Source organism: Sinisalibacter aestuarii (assembly GCF_027923545.1).
GTDB classification, from domain to species: domain Bacteria; phylum Pseudomonadota; class Alphaproteobacteria; order Rhodobacterales; family Rhodobacteraceae; genus Sinisalibacter; species Sinisalibacter aestuarii.
Window position 1 is genome coordinate 921845 of the sequence record NZ_BROH01000001.1, and the last position, 16553, is coordinate 938397.

Consider the following 16553-nt stretch of genomic DNA (forward strand, 5'->3'; position numbering starts at 1 on the left):
GCGGCCGGACCACAGAAACAGCACAAAAACATGACCGGTCGGGGCGGCATTCGTAATCGACCGGGCGCCGATGGGAGGAAACACGGCCATGAATACGAACGCGAACGGGCGCCTTCACGGCAAGACCGCGGTCATCACCGGGGCGGGGTCGGGGATCGGACGCGCCGCCGCGAAGCGGTTCGCCGCGGAAGGCGCGCATGTTGCCGTCTGGGATATCGACCAGGCCCGTATTGATGCAACCGTGGCCGAGATCCGCGCCAGTGGTGGCCGCGCCGACGGTTTTGCCGTGGACATCAGCAAGGGCGATGCCGTGGACGCCTGCGCCAAGGCCACGATCGAGGAGCTCGGCGACGTGCGGGTCCTGTTCAACAACGCTGGCATTCTCGACGACTACGCCGATGCCATCGCCACCGACGAGGCCCTCTGGGATCGCGTCATGGGCGTCAATCTCAAGGGCATGTGGCTTGTGTCGCGGGCACTGCTTCCGTCGATGATCGCGGCAGGTGGCGGTTCCATCGTGAACGTCGCCTCCATCGCCGCGTTTATCGCCGGCGGTGGCGGCATTGCCTATACGACCGCCAAACACGGCGTCGTCGGCTTTACCCGGCAACTCGCGCTGGAATTCGCCCATCAGGGCGTGCGCGTGAATGCTGTCGCGCCCGGCGCGGTGGAGACGGGGATGACAGCGGATATCCTCAACAACGAGGACCTTCCTGTGGTGCATGCTCTGCGGCAGGCGCCCGCTGGCCGTCACGCGCAACCAGAGGAACTTGCGAATGTGGCGCTGTTCCTCGCCAGCGACGAGGCAAGCTTTGTCTATGGCGCGGTCTACGTCGCCGATGGTGGCTGGACCATCCAGTAAAGGATTCGGGGGCGCGGCAAAGGCTGGCGTGAATGACCGACGAGGCGGTCGCGCACCAGTGATCAGAGGTAACGATCATGACATCTGAAATCCGGGACAGCGACCCGCTCTCGACATCGTTCGACCACGATATGCCTCATGTCGCGTCACCCGCGAGCCGGACCGGCTGGACCCGCAGCGAGGCCGTTCGTGCACGCCGGAGCGTTCGTGGTCGCATCGCGAAAGCCAGGCCCGCAAGCCGGGCGCGGCGCAAGGCGCGGGGATGGACACGCATCCTGGCGCGGGCTGTGTCGTCCATCGTGCGCACCGGTCAGCTTGAGATCTGGTTGCCGAACGGAACCTGCATCCGCGCCGGCGACAATACCGGCGAGCCGGTCGTCGTGCGCATCGAGAACGAAAAGTTCGTGCGGCGGTTGCTTCTGGACCCGGACATGGCGCTTGGTGAAGGCTACATGAACGGCGATCTGACGGTCGCGGGCGACGATATTTACGGGCTGCTCGATCTGGCGATCCGCAATATCTCGCTGGGGCACAGCAACTGGCTCCGCCGCAATCTGCTGCGCAGCCGCGTCGCGCTGCGTCGGTTCGCGCAGCATAACCCGATCCGCCGCGCGCACCGGAATGTCGCCCACCATTACGATCTGTCGGGGGAGCTTTACAGCCTGTTCCTGGACGCAGACCGGCAATACAGCTGCGCCTATTTCCGCAGCCCCGACGTGACGCTTGAACAGGCGCAGAAGGATAAGAAAGCCCATATCGCCCGAAAGCTGCTGATCGAACCGGGCATGAGCGTGCTCGATATCGGTTGCGGCTGGGGCGGCATGGGGCTGACGCTGGCAGAGGATCATGGCGCGACCGTGACCGGCGTTACCCTGTCTGCCGAACAGCACAAGGTCGCCTGCGCGCGGGCGAGTGCTGCGGGGCTCCAGGACCGCGTCGCGTTTCGCCTGGAGGATTACCGCGATGTCCGGGAGACCTTCGACCGGATCGTTTCGGTCGGCATGTTCGAACATGTTGGCGTGCCGCATTATCGCGAGTTTTTCCGAAACCTCCGCGAGCGGTTGTCGGATGATGGCGTGGCGCTGTTGCACACGATTGGCCGCTCCGACCGGCCCGGCATCACCAACCCCTGGATCGCGAAGTACATCTTTCCGGGCGGTTATTGCCCGGCGATGTCCGAGGTCATGAAGGCGATTGAGAAGGAGGGCCTGATCGTGACCGATGTCGAGGTTCTGCGGATCCATTATGCTGAAACGCTGAGACATTGGCGTGACCGGTTCGAAGCCAATATCGACAGGGTGCGCGAGATCTATGATGACCGGTTCTGCCGCATGTGGCGGTTCTACCTGATCGGGAGCGAGCTTTCGTTCCGCCACGACGACCAGGTCGTGTTCCAGATCCAGCTGACCAAAAACCTGAACGCGGCGCCCATCACACGTGACTACATGACGGCCAACGACAGGGCGACGTGACCGGGAAGCCGGTCACGCGCCCCCCTTCTTCATTGCTTTGAAAGGAATACAGAATGGATCTCTCGGAAAAGGTTGTGCTTATCAGCGGCGCGGCGAAGGGAATGGGGGCCCATCACGCGCGCGCTTTTGCGGCGGCGGGTGCCAGGTTGGTGCTGGGTGATGTGCTCGATGCAGACCTCAACGCGCTGGCCAAAGAGCTGGGTGGCGATGTCGTCGCGGTGCATCTTGATGTCAGCAAGGCATCGGACTGGGACGCGGCCGTCAAAGCGGCGATGGATGCGTTTGGCCGGATCGACGTTCTTGTGAACAATGCGGGCATTCTGCGGATCGCCCCGATCGAGGAATATACCGACGAGCTCTGGGATCAGGTGCTCGGCATCAATCTGAGCGGGTCATTCAAGGGGATCCGCGCGGTCATCCCGGCGATGAAGGCGGCGGGCGGCGGCTCGATCATCAATGTCTCTTCGACGGCGGGGCTGAAGGGCTTTCAGAGCTGCTCGGCATATATCTCTTCGAAGTTCGGGATACGTGGCTTGACGAAGGCGGCAGCTATCGAGCTGGCACCGCACAATATCCGTGTGAATTCGGTGCATCCGGGCAATATCAAGACCGAGATGACGGACGGGCTCTATCCCAACTACAAGCACGTGCCCATGAACCGGATCGGGCAACCCGACGAAATCAGCAAGCTCGTTCTTTTTCTCGCGAGCGACGACAGTTCATTCAGCACAGCGGCAGAGTTCGTTGCCGATGGCGGCGAAACCGGCGGTATGCCGGACCTGTTCGCATAGGTTTGAAACGAGCGCGGCGGCGAATGCCAGCCGCACGAGTGCCATCGAGTCGAAGGCGCGCTTTTCCAGGCGCGCCTTCGGTCCATCTGGCGCGACGCTCAGGCGTCGGTGCTGCCCCACGGCACGTCGAGCTTGGTGTGGGAAATCTTCCACTTTCCGTCGACCCGCTTGTATTGGTCGACATAGAGGCCCAGCAGGAGAAACGGATGCTGGTCCGCTTCCCGGCCGGTCACGAAATCCAGAAGGTAGCACTGCCCCTCGGCGGTATCCGGGCCGGTGATGTTGATGGAGTGGTTCGTCACCGCGTGCATGAACGGGTGCGAGTCCTTCTTCTTCCAGTTGTACATGTCAAAGGCTCCGGCGAGCCCGTCCTTGATCGCCTGGAGGCCGGTCATGTCACCCACCGTCACCGACAGGACGGCGTCATCGGTGAAGACATCGCTGAAGCCCTCCACCTTTCCGGTATCCAGCACGTTGCTGTAGCGCACGCGCAGGGCGCGGATTTCCTCGGTGTCGAGAAGTCGTTGCAGTTGTTCGTTCGTTTGGCTGTCTGTCATGACCCAAGTCCATTTCTGTCGGCACCGGTGGTTTCCAATTCTCCCCTGGAAACGATGTGGACCCGGCGATGCCTCCCGATCCTCGCGATTGATCCAGGGGAGCCGACTGGACGAACAAAATCCCGGACACCAATCCGGCTTGCCGGGCACTGGTCCGCGTTCGGGGCAGGTGCCGCTTACGCTTTTCAGAACGCGTCCACGTTGCAGGAACCTGCGGTCGTGCGTCCTTGTTCATCCTCCCTAGTCGCCGGTCCGATGCCAGGAGCGCCGGACCCGCCGAGTGATATGACGTCACAGATTCGATTATTCGTCAATATCGTATGAATATACATCAAGATAATTTCTAAATCAGAGATTTTTTGCGCGCTCTGGCGGGGCTCGCGAGGCGAAGGTGTCGGATATTTGCCATTATATATCAATTTTTCATGATGACTTTGACGATTCTCGCCGCAATCGGGGCAGATATTGCGTCATCATATGATAATGACTTAGTTATTGACAAAACATAGAACTGACTAATAATCGAGATGAACCACCCGGCGGCGTTTGCCTGCCGGGATCAGGAAAACAGGGAGGAACCCATGTACGAGAAACTGTTGTCGCCGACCAAAATCGGCGCCTGGGAGCTGGCCAACAGCATCGTGATGCCGCCGCTGACGCGGAACCGTGCAGACAAGGATTGCGTCCAGAATCCCCGTGCGCCCGAGTATTACGGCATGCGCAACGCGGCCGGGCTCATCATCTGCGAAGCGACGCAGATCAGCCCTGACGCCACCGGATACCCGCGCACGCCGGGCATCTGGACCGAAGAGCAAACCGCCCGCTGGAAGGAAGTCGTCGACGCGATCCACGAAGGCGACGCGAAGGCCGTGCTCCAGTTCTGGCATTGCGGCCGGATCTCGCACCCGGACAACCAGCCCGAAGGCATTCAGCCGATGGCGCCGTCGGCGGTGAAGCCGGAAAACCCGATCTACACCGACGTTGCCGGCGACGTGGTCGACAATCCGATGCCGCGGGAGATGACCGAGGAGGACATTCAGTACGTTCTCGAATCCTACCGCAAAGCGGCGGAGAACGCGAAGAAGGCAGGCTTCGACGGCGTCGAACTGCACTGCGCCAACGGGTATCTCATCGACCAGTTCGCCGCGTCGAACACCAATATCCGGACCGACAAGTGGGGCGGGTCGCGCGAAAATCGCGTGCGCTTCATGGAAGAGGCCGTGAAGGCGGTCATGAAGGTTTTCCCGAAGGAATGCGTCGGTGTCCGGATCGCCGGCCACGGCACCTTCAACGAGATCTTCGATGAGGATCCGCAGGCCAAGTTCGAAGCGATGCTTGGCGTCGCGGAAAAGCTCGGCATCGGCTACGTCCACATCATCCGCCCGGTCGTCAGCGGCAACATCCAGATGGAAGCCTCGGCGCTTGACAGCCAGGTCATCGACACCGCCCGCCGGATTTTCTCCGGGTCGATCATCGGAGCCGCCGGCTACGATCTCGACAGCGGCGAAGCGGAGCTCAAGGCGGGCCGGGTCGAAGCCGTCGCCTTCGGGCGCGCGCATGTCGGCAACCCCGACCTTGTGCGCCGTATCCGCGAGGGCATTCCGCTGACCGAGAGCAACCAGGACACCTGGTACACCCCTGGGGACGAAGGCTACATGGATTATCCCGTCGCGCCCTGATCGGGGCGCACGGATCACCGTACTCCCTTTGCCCGCCTGACGGCGACAGGCACCTGGGGGGGTAACACAGACCGCCTGGCACGAGACGCCCTCCCGGTGCGTGCCAGGCGGTTCTTTTTTGGCGGAGCGGCATGGATCGGCCAGAGGGGTATGTGCGGGCGCTTGCGCCAATGCGGCCCGATGGCAGGGCAGCAGCCTGCGACCGGAGAGTCCGGTTCGGCCTTTCGTCTATCCGGAAGGGTGTGACGGGCCCCGATGGGCCACGGACAGGTGCTAGCCGCCCTTGAGCTTCTGCATCAGGTAGACCTCGCTGTCGGGCCTGACCGGCAGCGCGTAGTTGGCGGCGATGACTTCGCCGTCAACGGCCACCGACACACCCGCGTCGATCACCGGGGCAAGGCCTGGATGCGCCGCCTTGAGCGCATCCAGCATTTCACCGATCGTCGACGCCTCCACCGTGACGACAAGCTCGCCATCGGTGAAGCGCCGCAGACCGGACCAGAGGTTGACCTCAACCATTGGCCTTGGCTTTGATGGCCGCCAGAACTTTCGGCGGGTTCATCGGCAGGTGTTTCATGCGGACACCGACCGCATCCGCAATCGCGTTGGCGACGGCCGGCAGGGGCGGGGTGATGCCGGTTTCGCCGACACCACGCACGCCGTAGGGATGGCCCGGGTTCGGCACCTCGACGATAACCGTGTCGATCATCGGCAGGTCCGAGGCGACCGGAACGCGGTAATCCAGGAAGATCGGGTTCTGAAGGCGCCCGTCCTTGCCGTAGACGTATTCCTCGTTCAGCGCCCAGCCGATGCCCTGAACCGCACCGCCCTGATACTGCCCCTCGACATAGGACGGGTGCACCGCCTTGCCGGCATCCTGCACGACGAGATAGCGCAGGATCGTGGTGCGGCCGGTTTCGGGATCGACCTCGACATCGACGACATGGGTGCCGAAGCTGGCGCCGACGCCGTCCATCGTGGTTTCGTTGTGACCCGAGATCGGACCGCCGGTGGCGCCCATCGTTTCCGCGATTTCCTTCATGGTCATCGGCGGGAACTTCCCGGCATTCGGTCCGGCGGGCTGCGCCGCGCCATCCACCCATTCGACCGCTTCGGCGTCGATGCCCCACTTGTCCGCAGCACGCTGGCACATCTGCTTGATGCAGCTTTGCGCCGAAGTGACGGCGGCCTTGCCGCTGGCAAAGGTTGCGCGGCTGCCATGGCTCGGTTCGTTAAAGCCAAGCGCGCCGGTTTCGACCACGTTCACGCGCACATCGTCGTAGCCGATGCCGAAGGTCTCGGCGACCATCAGCGCGATCGAGGCGCGCAAGCCCCCGATATCCGGCGTGCCGATGGAAACCGTCGCCGTCCCGTCCTCGGTCACGGAAACGGAAACCGAGGTTTCGCCGCCATGGTTGAACCAGAAGCCTGTCGCCACGCCCCGGCCCTGGTTGGGGCCAAGCGGGACCGACAGGTTCGGATGTGCCTTCGTCGCTTCCAGAACTTCGACAAGCCCGATCCGGTTGTAGGTTGGTCCATAGCTCGACTTGTCGCCCTCGGCGACGGCGTTCTTGAGCCGGACATCCAGCGGGTCGAGTCCGAGTTCGCGGGCCATTTCATCAATCAGGCTTTCGACGGCGAAGGCCCCCATCGGCGCGCCCGGCGCACGATAGGCCGCACATTTCGGACGGTTGGCAAGGATGTCGTAGCCGATATGTTCGACGTTCGGCAGCTTGTAGGAGGCGAAGGCGCAGGTCAGCGCCAGATCGACCGGCGAGCCGGGGAAGGCCCCGCCCTGCATCCGGAAGACCGCGCGCGCAGCCGTCAGCGTGCCATCCTTCTTCATGCCGATCTTGACATCCATCGAGGCCGACGCGGTCGGACCCGTGGCGCGCAGAACCTCGGACCGGGTCATCACCAGCTTGACCGGGCGGCCGCCTGCCTTGCGCGACAGCGCCAGCGCCAGCGGTTCCATGAAGATCGTGGTCTTGCCGCCGAAGCCGCCGCCGATCTCGGAGGCGGTCACCCGCAGGCCGGACGCCTCGATCCCGAGAACCGCGGCACAGAACTTGCGGATGAACCATTGGCCCTGCGTGCAGACCCACATCTCGCCACGGCCATCGGCCCCCATCTGGCCAACACAGGCATGAGGTTCGATATAGCCTTGGTGCGTGGCTTCGGTCTTGTAGGTGCCTTCGCGGACCAGGTCTGCCTCGGCAAACCCCGCCTCGACATCGCCATGCCCGAACTCGATCTCACGCACGACATTGTGGCGCACGTTGTCGGGCAGGTCGACTTCCCGCGAGGACACCGAATGGTCAGCCGAGCCGGGGCGCACCGCCGGCGCGCCGGGCGCGAAGGCTTCGTCGACATCGGTGACATGGGGCAGAACCTGATACTCGACCTCGATCAGCTTCGCGGCGTCCCGGGCCAGCAGCGCCGACGTGGCCGCGACGGCCGCAACCGCGTGCCCGTCATAGAGTGCCGTGTCGTTGGCGATGGTGTTTTCCTGCAGGTTCCAGTCCTCTCCGGTCAGCCCGTCGGGGAAGTCGGCCCGGGTCACCACGGCCTTGACACCTTCGAGCGCAAGCGCCTTCGAGGCGTCGATCTTGAGGATCTTGGCATGGGCGTGCGGGCTGCGGACGACGGCGGCAAACAGCATGCCGGGCATCGAGAAGTCGGCGCCATAGCGCGCGCGACCGGTCACCTTGTCGAGTCCATCGGGGCGGTCGGGGCGGGTGCCGACCAGCTTGTATTCGCTTTTGAGTTCGTCCTTGGGCATCAGGCGGCTCCTCTCATTTCAGCGGCGGCGTCCTGCACCGCGCGGATGATCTTGTCATAGCCGGTGCAGCGGCACAGGTTGCCGGCCAGCCAGTATCGGATTTCGGTCTCCGTCGGGTCGGGGTTTTTCTCAAGCAGGTTCTTGGCCGCAACCAGGAAACCCGGCGTGCAGATCCCGCACTGAAGGGCGGCATGTTCGATGAACTTGCGCTGCAGCGGGTGCAGCTCCTCGCCATCGGCGATGCCTTCCACGGTTTCGACCTTCTTGCCCTGGGCTTCGACGCCAAGAACCAGGCAGGAACAGACCAGCGTGCCGTCGACGGTGACGCTGCAGGCGCCGCAATCCCCGGTGCCGCAGCCTTCCTTGGCCCCGGTCATGTCAAGCTTGTCGCGCAGGCAATCCAGCAGCGTTTCACGCGGATCGGCCAGGAATTCGACCTCTTCACCGTTTACAGTCGTCGTTACATGAACCTTCGTCATTACTTTTCTCCCTTCGCGCGGGCATAGGCGATCCTGGCCGCGCGCTTTACCAGCACGCCGGCGACTTCGGTGCGGAATTCGACGGTGCCGCGTTTGTCGTCGATCGGATTGCAGGCGGCTGTGGCAGCGGCGGCCAGCGCGTCGAGCGCCGCATCGTCCAGCGACGAGCCGATAAGCGCGGCGGCAGCATCGGAAACCAGAACCACCGTGGGCGCCACGGCCCCAAGCGCCACGCGGGCCTCGGTGACGGTGTCACCGTCCAGCCGCAAGCTCACCGCGGCGCCCACCACGGCGATATCCATCTCGGTGCGCGGGATGAAGCGCAGATAGGCGTCTCCGGCATTGTCTCCGCGCGGCGGCAGGTGAACGGCCGAGATGACCTCGCCTTTCGCAAGGGAGGTCTTGCCCGGCCCGGCCGGCACCTCCTCGACGGCAAGCTCGCGGGTGCCGCCGGGGCCGGTGATCGTCACCGTCGCGCCGGCGGCGACAAGGCCCGGAACGCTGTCCGCGGCAGGCGAGCCGTTGCACAGATTGCCGACAAGCGTCGCCCGACCCTGCACCTGAGTGGAGCCGACCAGTTCCATGCCTTCCACGACGCCGGGCCATTCGGACACAAGCTCGGCATGGGCGCCAAGCTCGGCGCCGGATACGGCCACGCCGATCCGCCAGCCGCCATCCTTGGTGCGCGCGATCTCCTTCACGCCCGGGATATGCTTGATGTCGATCAGGTCGTCAGGGGTCACGATCTCGGCCCGCAACTGGACAAGGACGTCGGTGCCGCCAGCCAGGAACCGCGTCACGCCCGGCGCGCTCGCCGCCAGGGCTGACGCATCCTCGAAAGTTGAAGGGGTATGGTATTTCATGAAACCTCCTGCGGCTCTGTTCCAGTATGGGGCGGCACGATTACCGCCCGACCTAACTCATTCCAAGAAGGGCCTGCCCGATCAGGACGAGACCGATCACAAGAAGAATCGCCGTAATGATGACCTGAAAACGGCGAGTGTCGAGATACCTTACCAAAACGGCGCCGATCCAGCTCGACAGGATGGCGAGCGGAATGAACATGGCACTGATCTTGAGCTGCTCCAGGCTGAACAGCCCCAGTGCAGCGTAGCTCGGCACTTTTGCGAGGTCGAGCGCGGCAAAGAAGATCGCGCTCGTGCCGACATACATGGCGTTGCTCAGGTTCTTGGGCATCACGTAGATCTGATAGGGCGGATACCCCACATGGGCGATGGCGCTGGTGAAGCCGCAGGACCATCCCGCCAATGTTGCAAGCGTGCCGTCCCATCGGCGCACCACCGCGGGCTCCAGTTGCGGAATGGCGGCGAGCAAGCCCACCAGCGCCCAGATCGAGAAGGCGACCGAGACCACGCCGAGTGCCAGCAAAACCGCCCATTCCGGCACCGACGCCGCGAAGTAATAGGCAAAGGCGATCCCGATCAGACCGCCCGGCACCATCCTGAGAAGCACGCCCGTGTGAAAACTGCGCCGGTAGATCAGGACGACGATGACGTCCTGCACCAGCATGATCGGCAACACCAGGCTGACCGCCGCCATGGGACCGACAACCGTCGCGACCAGGGGTGCGCTCGCCATGCCGATTCCGGGAAACCCGCCCTTCGACAGGCCGAGTATGGTGACCGCAATCGCGACGACCGCGTAGAAAGTCAGGTCCGTTGGCATAGTGTAGGGCGGTCATGTCGGCCTGATAGCGCTCCTGTCAGGCGCACCCGGAGATTTCGTGGGGCTGCACGAGATATGTGTTGATCTCCGAGATGAATTCCTTGGCGTGCGTCATGGTGGTGATGCCGGCATCGGAGCGGAAGGCGGCCTCGATGGTCTCGCCGTCCGGGAACCAAAGCTCGACCATGCCGTCCACCAGCCGCTCGCCCGCGGCGTTGCGGGCCCCGTCAAGGACAAGGTTCTGGCGGTAGCCCTGAATGCCGGGAAGCCGTTTCACCAGGATCGAGTGCATATTGAACCACTGGTCCTGAAACTCCTCGTCGGAGACATCGGGCCGTTTGCGCAGGATCGACATCCGCTTCAGCCCGCCCTTGTCTGCCGGCGGCTTGAGGACGGTGTTCTGCAGGCAAAGGATCAGCTCCATCTGTTCGATGACATGCTGCGGCACGCACATCGACAGGCCGACGCCGCCGGCATGGGCGGCCATCATGGAGGCCGAGATGTCGCCAAAGAAGAATTGCGAGATTGCGTCGGGTTCGAAGCTGCCGCGGGCGTAGGAAATGCCTTTCTGGCTGGAGTCGGAAACCCGGTTGAACACTTGCCCGAGGACGTTGGGATCGGTGCTGGTCGGCAGATCGGCGATGCCCCGGCTGACCTGCTCTTCCGTCAGATCCATCTTGGTCCGCATGAGTGCCATTACTGAGATCATTTGGCTGTTTCCTGCATTTGTCGGTTCTCCGGCGCCGCCTTGGCGCCGGCTTGTCGTTTAGCGGAAGAATAAGAAAAGTTGAGGCAGATAGCGGATCGTGACCGCGATGATGATTGCCAGCGCCTGCACCAGAAGCTGCACTGAGGTATCGGCACCAAGCGCCAGAACCATCTGCCCGAGAAGCGTCATGAACAGCGCCGCGATCCCGCTGGCGATCACGCTGCCGCGGCCGCCGGAGAACGGCGTGCCGCCCACGACGACCGCCGCGATCGCCGGCAGAAGGTAGTCGTTTCCGGCGATATGCGATGCGGTGCCGATATAGCCGGTGAACAGCATCCCGGCGACCGCGTAGCAAAGCGCCGCGACGGCATAGGTCGCAACCTGGTAGCGCAGGATCGGAATCCCCGCGGCGGTGGCTGCGGCCGGGTTGGCCCCGACGGCGACGAACCGGCGGCCCGCGACGCTGCGCTTGGTGACCAGACTCACGACGATGATGAACAGGACCGCAAGGATGACCGTGGTCGGGATGCCGGCCACACGGCTGTGCGAGAACGCGGCCAGTTCTTCCGGCGCGGTCATGTAGCTGCCGCCCGAGATCGTCCGCACGGCGCCGAGCAGAATCGCATTGGTGGCGAGCGTGGTCACGATCGGGGTGATGTTGACGCGCGCCACGAGCAGGCCATTCACGCTGCCGATCACCACGGCGATCAGCAGCGTCGCGGGAACCGCAAGCAGGGTGGAGTCGGTCAGAAAGCCGATCTTGGCGAACAGAAGCCCCGACAGGGTCATCGTGCCGGGCAGCGACATGTCCAGGCCGCGCTGCTGGATGACGATGGTCATGCCGACCGCCGTGATTGCCAGGATCGCGGCAAAGGGCAGCATGGTGTTGATCGCACCCGGCTTGATGACGCCGGGCGCGACGATGGCGCAAACCACGAAGAGCAGGATGGTCCCACCCCAGATCCACGAGAACTCGTTGAAGATCGCTGCCTTCAGACGGCTTTCGCCCGCGTCGCCGCCACGATTGTTCAGCGGTGTTGCTGTATTGGTCATGCCTGCACCACCTTTTCACGGCTCTTGGAGTAGATCGCCACGGAGAGCAGGATGAGCGCGCCGAGGAGATATTGCTGCCATTCCTGGCTGAGACCCAGGAACACGGTCACCGAATTGACCTGGACGATGAAGATCGCCCCGAGCAGGGCGCCGATGAACGACCCGCGCCCACCGAACAGGCTGGCGCCGCCGATGACGATGGCCGCAATGGACCCCAGGGTGAAGCTGAGGCCGGCGCGCGGATCGCCGATGCCGACCTGTGCGATCATGGTGATCGCGGCGATCCCGGCGAAGAGCGAGCAGCCCAGATAGGCGATCAGACGGGTCAGCTTTGGGCGAATCCCGGCCGTCCGGGCGGCTTCGGGACGTGATCCCAGCCCCCGCATCGAGACGCCGATGGAACGCTTGTAGAGCACGAATTCCAGCACGATGGCGACCAGCACCGCGATGATGAAGGTGACCGGGACAATGCCGATCTTGGTGCCGAGCGCGATCATGATCTTGCCGTCGATCATGCCGGCCGGCGTCGGCCGCAGGATCAGCGATATCGCCTGGACACCCATGAATGTCGCGAGCGTCGCCACCATCGGGTGCATGCGCAACCCGTCCACCAGTATCCAGTTGATCAACCCGACCGTCAGCGCCACCAGGATGAGCAGGACCCATCCGGCCAGCTGTGTGCCCAGCCCGGCATCCGATAGCAGGAAGAAGGACGCGACGACCTGGCACAAGCCCATCAATGGCCCGACTGACAGGTCGATCCCGCCCACCATCATCAGAAGCTGCTGGCCATATCCGACCAATGCCAGCGTCGCGGCGAAAGTCATCATGCCTGTCACGCTGCGCGGCGAAACGTAGAACGGGTTCCAGATGCCGGCGACCGTCCCGAGAAGCAGGATGGCCGCCGCCACCATCAGCAAGGGCGCGCTGTTGCCAGCGGCCCATTTCCAGAACGCGCCGACGCTTCTGTGATGCTTGTCGCGTTGCTCGGTCGACTTCAGCACCGACGAGGTGATGTTGTCTTCGGTCACGCGATCGCCGGACAGAACTTCGACGACGCGCCCGCGCGAGAAGATGGCGACGTTATCGCTGAGCCCCGCGACCTCCTGCGCATCCGACGACACGACGATGATCGCGACGCCACTGCGTGCGGTTTCGCGCAGGATGCGATAGATTTCGGCCCGGGCGCCCACGTCGACGCCCTGTGTCGGTTCGTCGACCAGAAGCACCCTGGGTTCGGCGGAGAGCACGCTCGACAGCACGACCTTTTGCTGGTTGCCGCCGGACAGCGACCCGATCGGCGTTTCCTGGTGCGGTGTCTTGACCGCGAACTGGCGGATCGCCTTGTTCGTCCTGCTCCGCTCGCTTCCCGAGCTGATCAGGCCGCTTCTGACATCGGCACGAGAGCTGCGGATCGAGAAGTTTTCCCGCACCGACAACTCGCCGAAGATGCCTTCGCGGTGGCGGTCGCCCGGCAGGTAGCTGATGCCGTGGCGCTTGGCCTCCTGGCTGTTGCGGATCGAGATGTCCTTGCCTGCCAGGGTCACGCGGCCGGCGCCGCGATAGATGCCGGCGAGCGACCGCATGAATTCGACCTGGCCATTGTCCGAGATACCGGCCAGGCCAAGGATTTCGCCCGCCCGCACCTCGAGCGAAACGTTCGAGAACCCGGGTCCGGAGAAGCCTGACGTCGACAATACAACCGGATGATCGCCGCTTTCGGCCTTGTCGGGGAAGCTGCGGTCAAGATCCCCGCCGACGATCAGCGAGACGATCTGGTCTTCGTTGAGTTCCTTCGCGTCGAAGGTGCCCTGGCCTTCGCCATCGCGCAGGACCGTGAGCCGGTCGGCGATCATCTGCACTTCGCGAATGCGGTGCGAGATATAGACGACCGATGCGCCACGCTCTGTCACCCGGCGCACGCGCTCGAACAGGCGTTCGACATCCTCGGTTGCCAGGTGCTCGGTCGGCTCGTCCAGCACCAGAACCTTGGGTTCGCATTCCAGCGCCTTCACGATCTCGACGATGAAGCGCTGCTCGGCGTTGAGCGTGGTCACATGGGCGCGCGGGTCGATGGCGACGTCCTCGCTCCAGTGCTTGAGCAATTTGCGGGCCCAGCCATTGAGATTGGAGGGCGGCGGGCGCAGTTTCTTGGGCAGGCCCAGATAGAGGTTCTCGGCGACGGACAGATCCGGCATCAGCGCCGGCTCCTGGTGCACAATCGAAAGGCCCAGGTCGCGCGCACGCTCGGGATCGCCCTGAACGGGCTCCCCGGCGATCCGGACCTCGCCTTCGGTGGCAACGAGCGATCCCGAGGCCACCCCCATCAGCGTGGATTTGCCGGCGCCGTTCTCACCGACAAGGCCATGCACCTCGCCGGCACGAACGTCGAAGGTGATGCCATGCAATGCGCGAACGCCGGGGAAATGCTTCGACACCCCGGTCATTTGGAGAAAAATGGTGCCCTCAGCCATGTCGCGTCTCCGAGGTGACCCGCGATACTTCGCTCGTCACGCCAAGCCAGAGCGTGGCAGGATAATCTATCGGCATCATTGTTCCTCCCCAGAAACGCTCCGAATTCATTTCGGGTGACACGGCAATGAAGCCTCCGCCTCCATTGCCGGCCTTACTGAAGTGACGTTTGCCATTAGCGAAACACTTTGTCAATTTATCACGACCCTGCCGCCCCTACTTTTTGCCGCTGCGCCGGGGTGGCGGTGGCGCTGAATTATCCACTTTATTTTCAATTAATTGAGCTCGGCTCGCAGTAGCCCGGACCAGCAGTATCCTGGCCCGCTCCCCGTTTGCTCCAATCAAATTAGTTTGTAAATCTCAAACGCCGACCGCCCCGGTACCGGGATTCCCGCCTCCGAACCGCCCCGGTGCGCGCCTTGACGTCCCGACATTCCGGGGATTGCCACTATATTGCAGGCGCCGCGGCGTCACAGGCGCCTCGCGAGCGGGCGAATCGTTGTGGACTTGTGCCGGACAGATGCGCATCGGATTCGCGTAGTATGAGCCTGTTTGCATATCACGAAAATAGACGCGCATAGGTTGCACGGGGCATTCCGGTGCCCTGTTTCCCCGGCGGTCGCCATCGGTCGAGCGGCAAGCGCGTGCGCCCGGTGGCCGCCCCTGAGCTGCGGTGACGCATCCCGAAACCCTTGCTGTAGCAACGTGTTTCGCCCGGTTTTGCTGGGTGGGACGTAACCGGGGACTCGGCCGCATGGCCACTTGAGAGCAGCTTCAGGGGCCGGGGCAGGCCGTGCGCCGGAGCGGTGTCTTATTTTGACTATTTCGAAGCAATCTGTAATTGACTAATGAATTTCGGTTTGCAAGGATCGACTCGACGGCACGCAAGATTGTCGCAGGGAGGTGCACGATGAGGGGCGTTATCTGCCTTCAGAACGGCTTGGCGCAGTTAGCGCTGGCCAAATTCTATTGTGTGTGGCGTCAGCGCGCCGGAGAGGCAGCACATGTCTGACCTCGGCGGCACCGTATCCAGCAACTACCGCGGGGCGTCCGGTTTCAGCCGCCTGTTCTCGTTCGAACTGGTCACCGTGGTCAGCTCGACCATCGTGCTCCTGATCCTGTGCCTGATACTCGCGCCTTCCAGCGTGACGGCGGGGGCCTTCGCGGGAAGTCTTCCCTTTGCCGCCGCGGGCGCCATCGTCGGGCTCGGCCAGATGCTGGTCGTCCAGCAACGCGGGTTTGATCTCTCGGTGCCGGGTGCGATCTCTTTCGCCGTGGTCATGTCGACGCACTACCCGGCCGGTAACGATGCGGCCCTGCTGCCCGCAGTGCTGATGATCATCTGCTTCGCAATCGTCGTGGGTCTTCTGAACGGCTTCCTGGTCAGCTTTCTGAAGCTGAACGCGATCGTTGCGACGATCGGGATGAATGCGCTTCTTTTCAGCGCCGTGTTTGCCGTATCGGGCGGCGTTCCGCGGCGGACGACGAACCTGCTCGCCGAGATTGCGGGCGGCACCCTCTTCGGCATCGGCCACGCGGTCTACATCGCCGTGATCATTGTCGCGCTCATGACCTTCGTCCTGAAGATGACGGTGGCCGGGCGTCGCTTCGAAGGGGTGGGGGCCAATCCGCTGATGGCCGGCTCCGTCGGGCTCAATGTCCGGCTGCACGAGATGATGGCCTATGTTTACGCGCAGCTTCTCTTCGCGCTTGCCGGGCTGCTGCTTGCCGGGCTGACCAGCCAGCCGACCGCCTTTCAGGGCAATTCCTATCTGCTGCCGTCGGTGGCGATGGTGGTGCTGGGCGGCACGTCTCTGATGGGCGGCCGGGGCTTTCCGGTGTCGACGGCAATTGCGGCATTCTTCCTGACCCAGCTCGGGCAATTGTCGATCGCGATCGGGGTGCCCTATTCCGCGCAAACGATCATCCAGGCGGTCGCTCTGGGCTTCGGGATCGCAATCTATTCGTTCCGCAGAAGCCAATAAGAATAATAAATAACAAATACTTACCG

The 16553-nt window shown here is 63.4% G+C and carries 14 protein-coding genes; 5 read left to right on the top strand and 9 right to left on the bottom strand.

Annotated elements, in window-relative coordinates; translation table 11 throughout:
• The first annotated feature begins 88 nt into the window (after nucleotides 1-88).
• The 3 genes from QMG28_RS04685 (at nucleotide 89) to QMG28_RS04695 (ending at nucleotide 3125) form a co-directional block, all read left to right on the top strand.
• Nucleotides 89-862, top strand: a complete 774-nt coding sequence (locus QMG28_RS04685; RefSeq protein WP_281840990.1) for an SDR family NAD(P)-dependent oxidoreductase — start codon at nucleotides 89-91, stop codon at nucleotides 860-862.
• 77 nt (nucleotides 863-939) lie between these two features.
• Nucleotides 940-2334, top strand: a complete 1395-nt coding sequence (locus QMG28_RS04690; RefSeq protein WP_281840991.1) for an SAM-dependent methyltransferase — start codon at nucleotides 940-942, stop codon at nucleotides 2332-2334.
• Nucleotides 2335-2387: 53 nt separating this feature from the next.
• A complete protein-coding gene (locus tag QMG28_RS04695) occupies nucleotides 2388-3125 on the top strand; it encodes a glucose 1-dehydrogenase (RefSeq protein WP_281840992.1) in 738 nt (245 codons plus the stop codon).
• 98 nt (nucleotides 3126-3223) lie between these two features.
• Here QMG28_RS04695 and QMG28_RS04700 read toward each other — a convergent pair whose 3' ends face one another.
• Nucleotides 3224-3682 (bottom strand): nuclear transport factor 2 family protein, encoded by a 459-nt coding sequence (locus tag QMG28_RS04700; RefSeq protein ID WP_281840993.1) that lies wholly within the window; start codon nucleotides 3680-3682, stop codon nucleotides 3224-3226.
• A gap of 527 nt (nucleotides 3683-4209) precedes the next feature.
• On the opposite strand from QMG28_RS04700, the gene QMG28_RS04705 reads away from it, so the two are divergent.
• Nucleotides 4210-5361, top strand: a complete 1152-nt coding sequence (locus QMG28_RS04705) for an alkene reductase (protein ID WP_281840994.1) — start codon at nucleotides 4210-4212, stop codon at nucleotides 5359-5361.
• A 273-nt stretch (nucleotides 5362-5634) separates the two neighbouring features.
• On the opposite strand, the gene QMG28_RS04710 is transcribed toward QMG28_RS04705, so the two are convergent.
• The 8 genes from QMG28_RS04710 to QMG28_RS04745 all read right to left on the bottom strand — a co-directional run bounded on the left by QMG28_RS04710 (nucleotide 5635) and on the right by QMG28_RS04745 (nucleotide 14544).
• A complete protein-coding gene (locus tag QMG28_RS04710; RefSeq protein ID WP_281840995.1) occupies nucleotides 5635-5880 on the bottom strand; it encodes a MoaD/ThiS family protein in 246 nt (81 codons plus the stop codon).
• A complete protein-coding gene (locus QMG28_RS04715; protein ID WP_281840996.1) occupies nucleotides 5873-8143 on the bottom strand; it encodes a xanthine dehydrogenase family protein molybdopterin-binding subunit in 2271 nt (756 codons plus the stop codon). The genes QMG28_RS04710 and QMG28_RS04715 overlap by 8 nt, the downstream gene beginning before the upstream one ends.
• Entirely contained in the window at nucleotides 8143-8622 is a 480-nt protein-coding gene (locus tag QMG28_RS04720) for a (2Fe-2S)-binding protein (protein ID WP_281840997.1), read from the bottom strand. The genes QMG28_RS04715 and QMG28_RS04720 overlap by 1 nt, the downstream gene beginning before the upstream one ends.
• Nucleotides 8622-9485 (bottom strand): FAD binding domain-containing protein, encoded by an 864-nt coding sequence (locus QMG28_RS04725; protein WP_281840998.1) that lies wholly within the window; start codon nucleotides 9483-9485, stop codon nucleotides 8622-8624. Before QMG28_RS04725 ends, QMG28_RS04720 begins: the two co-directional genes overlap by 1 nt.
• Before the next feature lie 52 nt (nucleotides 9486-9537).
• A complete protein-coding gene (locus QMG28_RS04730; RefSeq protein WP_281840999.1) occupies nucleotides 9538-10308 on the bottom strand; it encodes a sulfite exporter TauE/SafE family protein in 771 nt (256 codons plus the stop codon).
• A 37-nt stretch (nucleotides 10309-10345) separates the two neighbouring features.
• Nucleotides 10346-11005, bottom strand: a complete 660-nt coding sequence (locus tag QMG28_RS04735) for an EthD domain-containing protein (protein ID WP_281841000.1) — start codon at nucleotides 11003-11005, stop codon at nucleotides 10346-10348.
• Between the two features lie 69 nt (nucleotides 11006-11074).
• Nucleotides 11075-12070: an ABC transporter permease gene (locus QMG28_RS04740; protein ID WP_281841001.1), complete on the bottom strand. Its 996-nt coding sequence runs from the start codon at nucleotides 12068-12070 to the stop codon at nucleotides 11075-11077.
• A complete protein-coding gene (locus QMG28_RS04745) occupies nucleotides 12067-14544 on the bottom strand; it encodes an ATP-binding cassette domain-containing protein (protein WP_281841002.1) in 2478 nt (825 codons plus the stop codon). Before QMG28_RS04745 ends, QMG28_RS04740 begins: the two co-directional genes overlap by 4 nt.
• Nucleotides 14545-15546: 1002 nt before the next feature.
• Between QMG28_RS04745 and QMG28_RS04750 the strand changes: the two genes are divergently transcribed.
• Nucleotides 15547-16527, top strand: a complete 981-nt coding sequence (locus tag QMG28_RS04750; RefSeq protein WP_281841003.1) for an ABC transporter permease — start codon at nucleotides 15547-15549, stop codon at nucleotides 16525-16527.
• The last annotated feature ends 26 nt before the right edge of the window (nucleotides 16528-16553 follow it).

Bases quoted from the DNA above. Each gene is read 5' to 3' on its own strand.
- QMG28_RS04685 (WP_281840990.1), top strand. From the start codon at position 89: ATGAATACGAACGCGAACGGGCGCCTTCACGGCAAGACCGCGGTCATC.
- QMG28_RS04690 (WP_281840991.1), top strand. From the start codon at position 940: ATGACATCTGAAATCCGGGACAGCGACCCGCTCTCGACATCGTTCGAC.
- QMG28_RS04695 (WP_281840992.1), top strand. From the start codon at position 2,388: ATGGATCTCTCGGAAAAGGTTGTGCTTATCAGCGGCGCGGCGAAGGGA.
- QMG28_RS04700 (WP_281840993.1), bottom strand. From the start codon at position 3,682: ATGACAGACAGCCAAACGAACGAACAACTGCAACGACTTCTCGACACC.
- QMG28_RS04705 (WP_281840994.1), top strand. From the start codon at position 4,210: ATGAACCACCCGGCGGCGTTTGCCTGCCGGGATCAGGAAAACAGGGAG.
- QMG28_RS04710 (WP_281840995.1), bottom strand. From the start codon at position 5,880: ATGGTTGAGGTCAACCTCTGGTCCGGTCTGCGGCGCTTCACCGATGGC.
- QMG28_RS04715 (WP_281840996.1), bottom strand. From the start codon at position 8,143: ATGCCCAAGGACGAACTCAAAAGCGAATACAAGCTGGTCGGCACCCGC.
- QMG28_RS04720 (WP_281840997.1), bottom strand. From the start codon at position 8,622: ATGACGAAGGTTCATGTAACGACGACTGTAAACGGTGAAGAGGTCGAA.
- QMG28_RS04725 (WP_281840998.1), bottom strand. From the start codon at position 9,485: ATGAAATACCATACCCCTTCAACTTTCGAGGATGCGTCAGCCCTGGCG.
- QMG28_RS04730 (WP_281840999.1), bottom strand. From the start codon at position 10,308: ATGCCAACGGACCTGACTTTCTACGCGGTCGTCGCGATTGCGGTCACC.
- QMG28_RS04735 (WP_281841000.1), bottom strand. From the start codon at position 11,005: ATGGCACTCATGCGGACCAAGATGGATCTGACGGAAGAGCAGGTCAGC.
- QMG28_RS04740 (WP_281841001.1), bottom strand. From the start codon at position 12,070: ATGACCAATACAGCAACACCGCTGAACAATCGTGGCGGCGACGCGGGC.
- QMG28_RS04745 (WP_281841002.1), bottom strand. From the start codon at position 14,544: ATGGCTGAGGGCACCATTTTTCTCCAAATGACCGGGGTGTCGAAGCAT.
- QMG28_RS04750 (WP_281841003.1), top strand. From the start codon at position 15,547: ATGTCTGACCTCGGCGGCACCGTATCCAGCAACTACCGCGGGGCGTCC.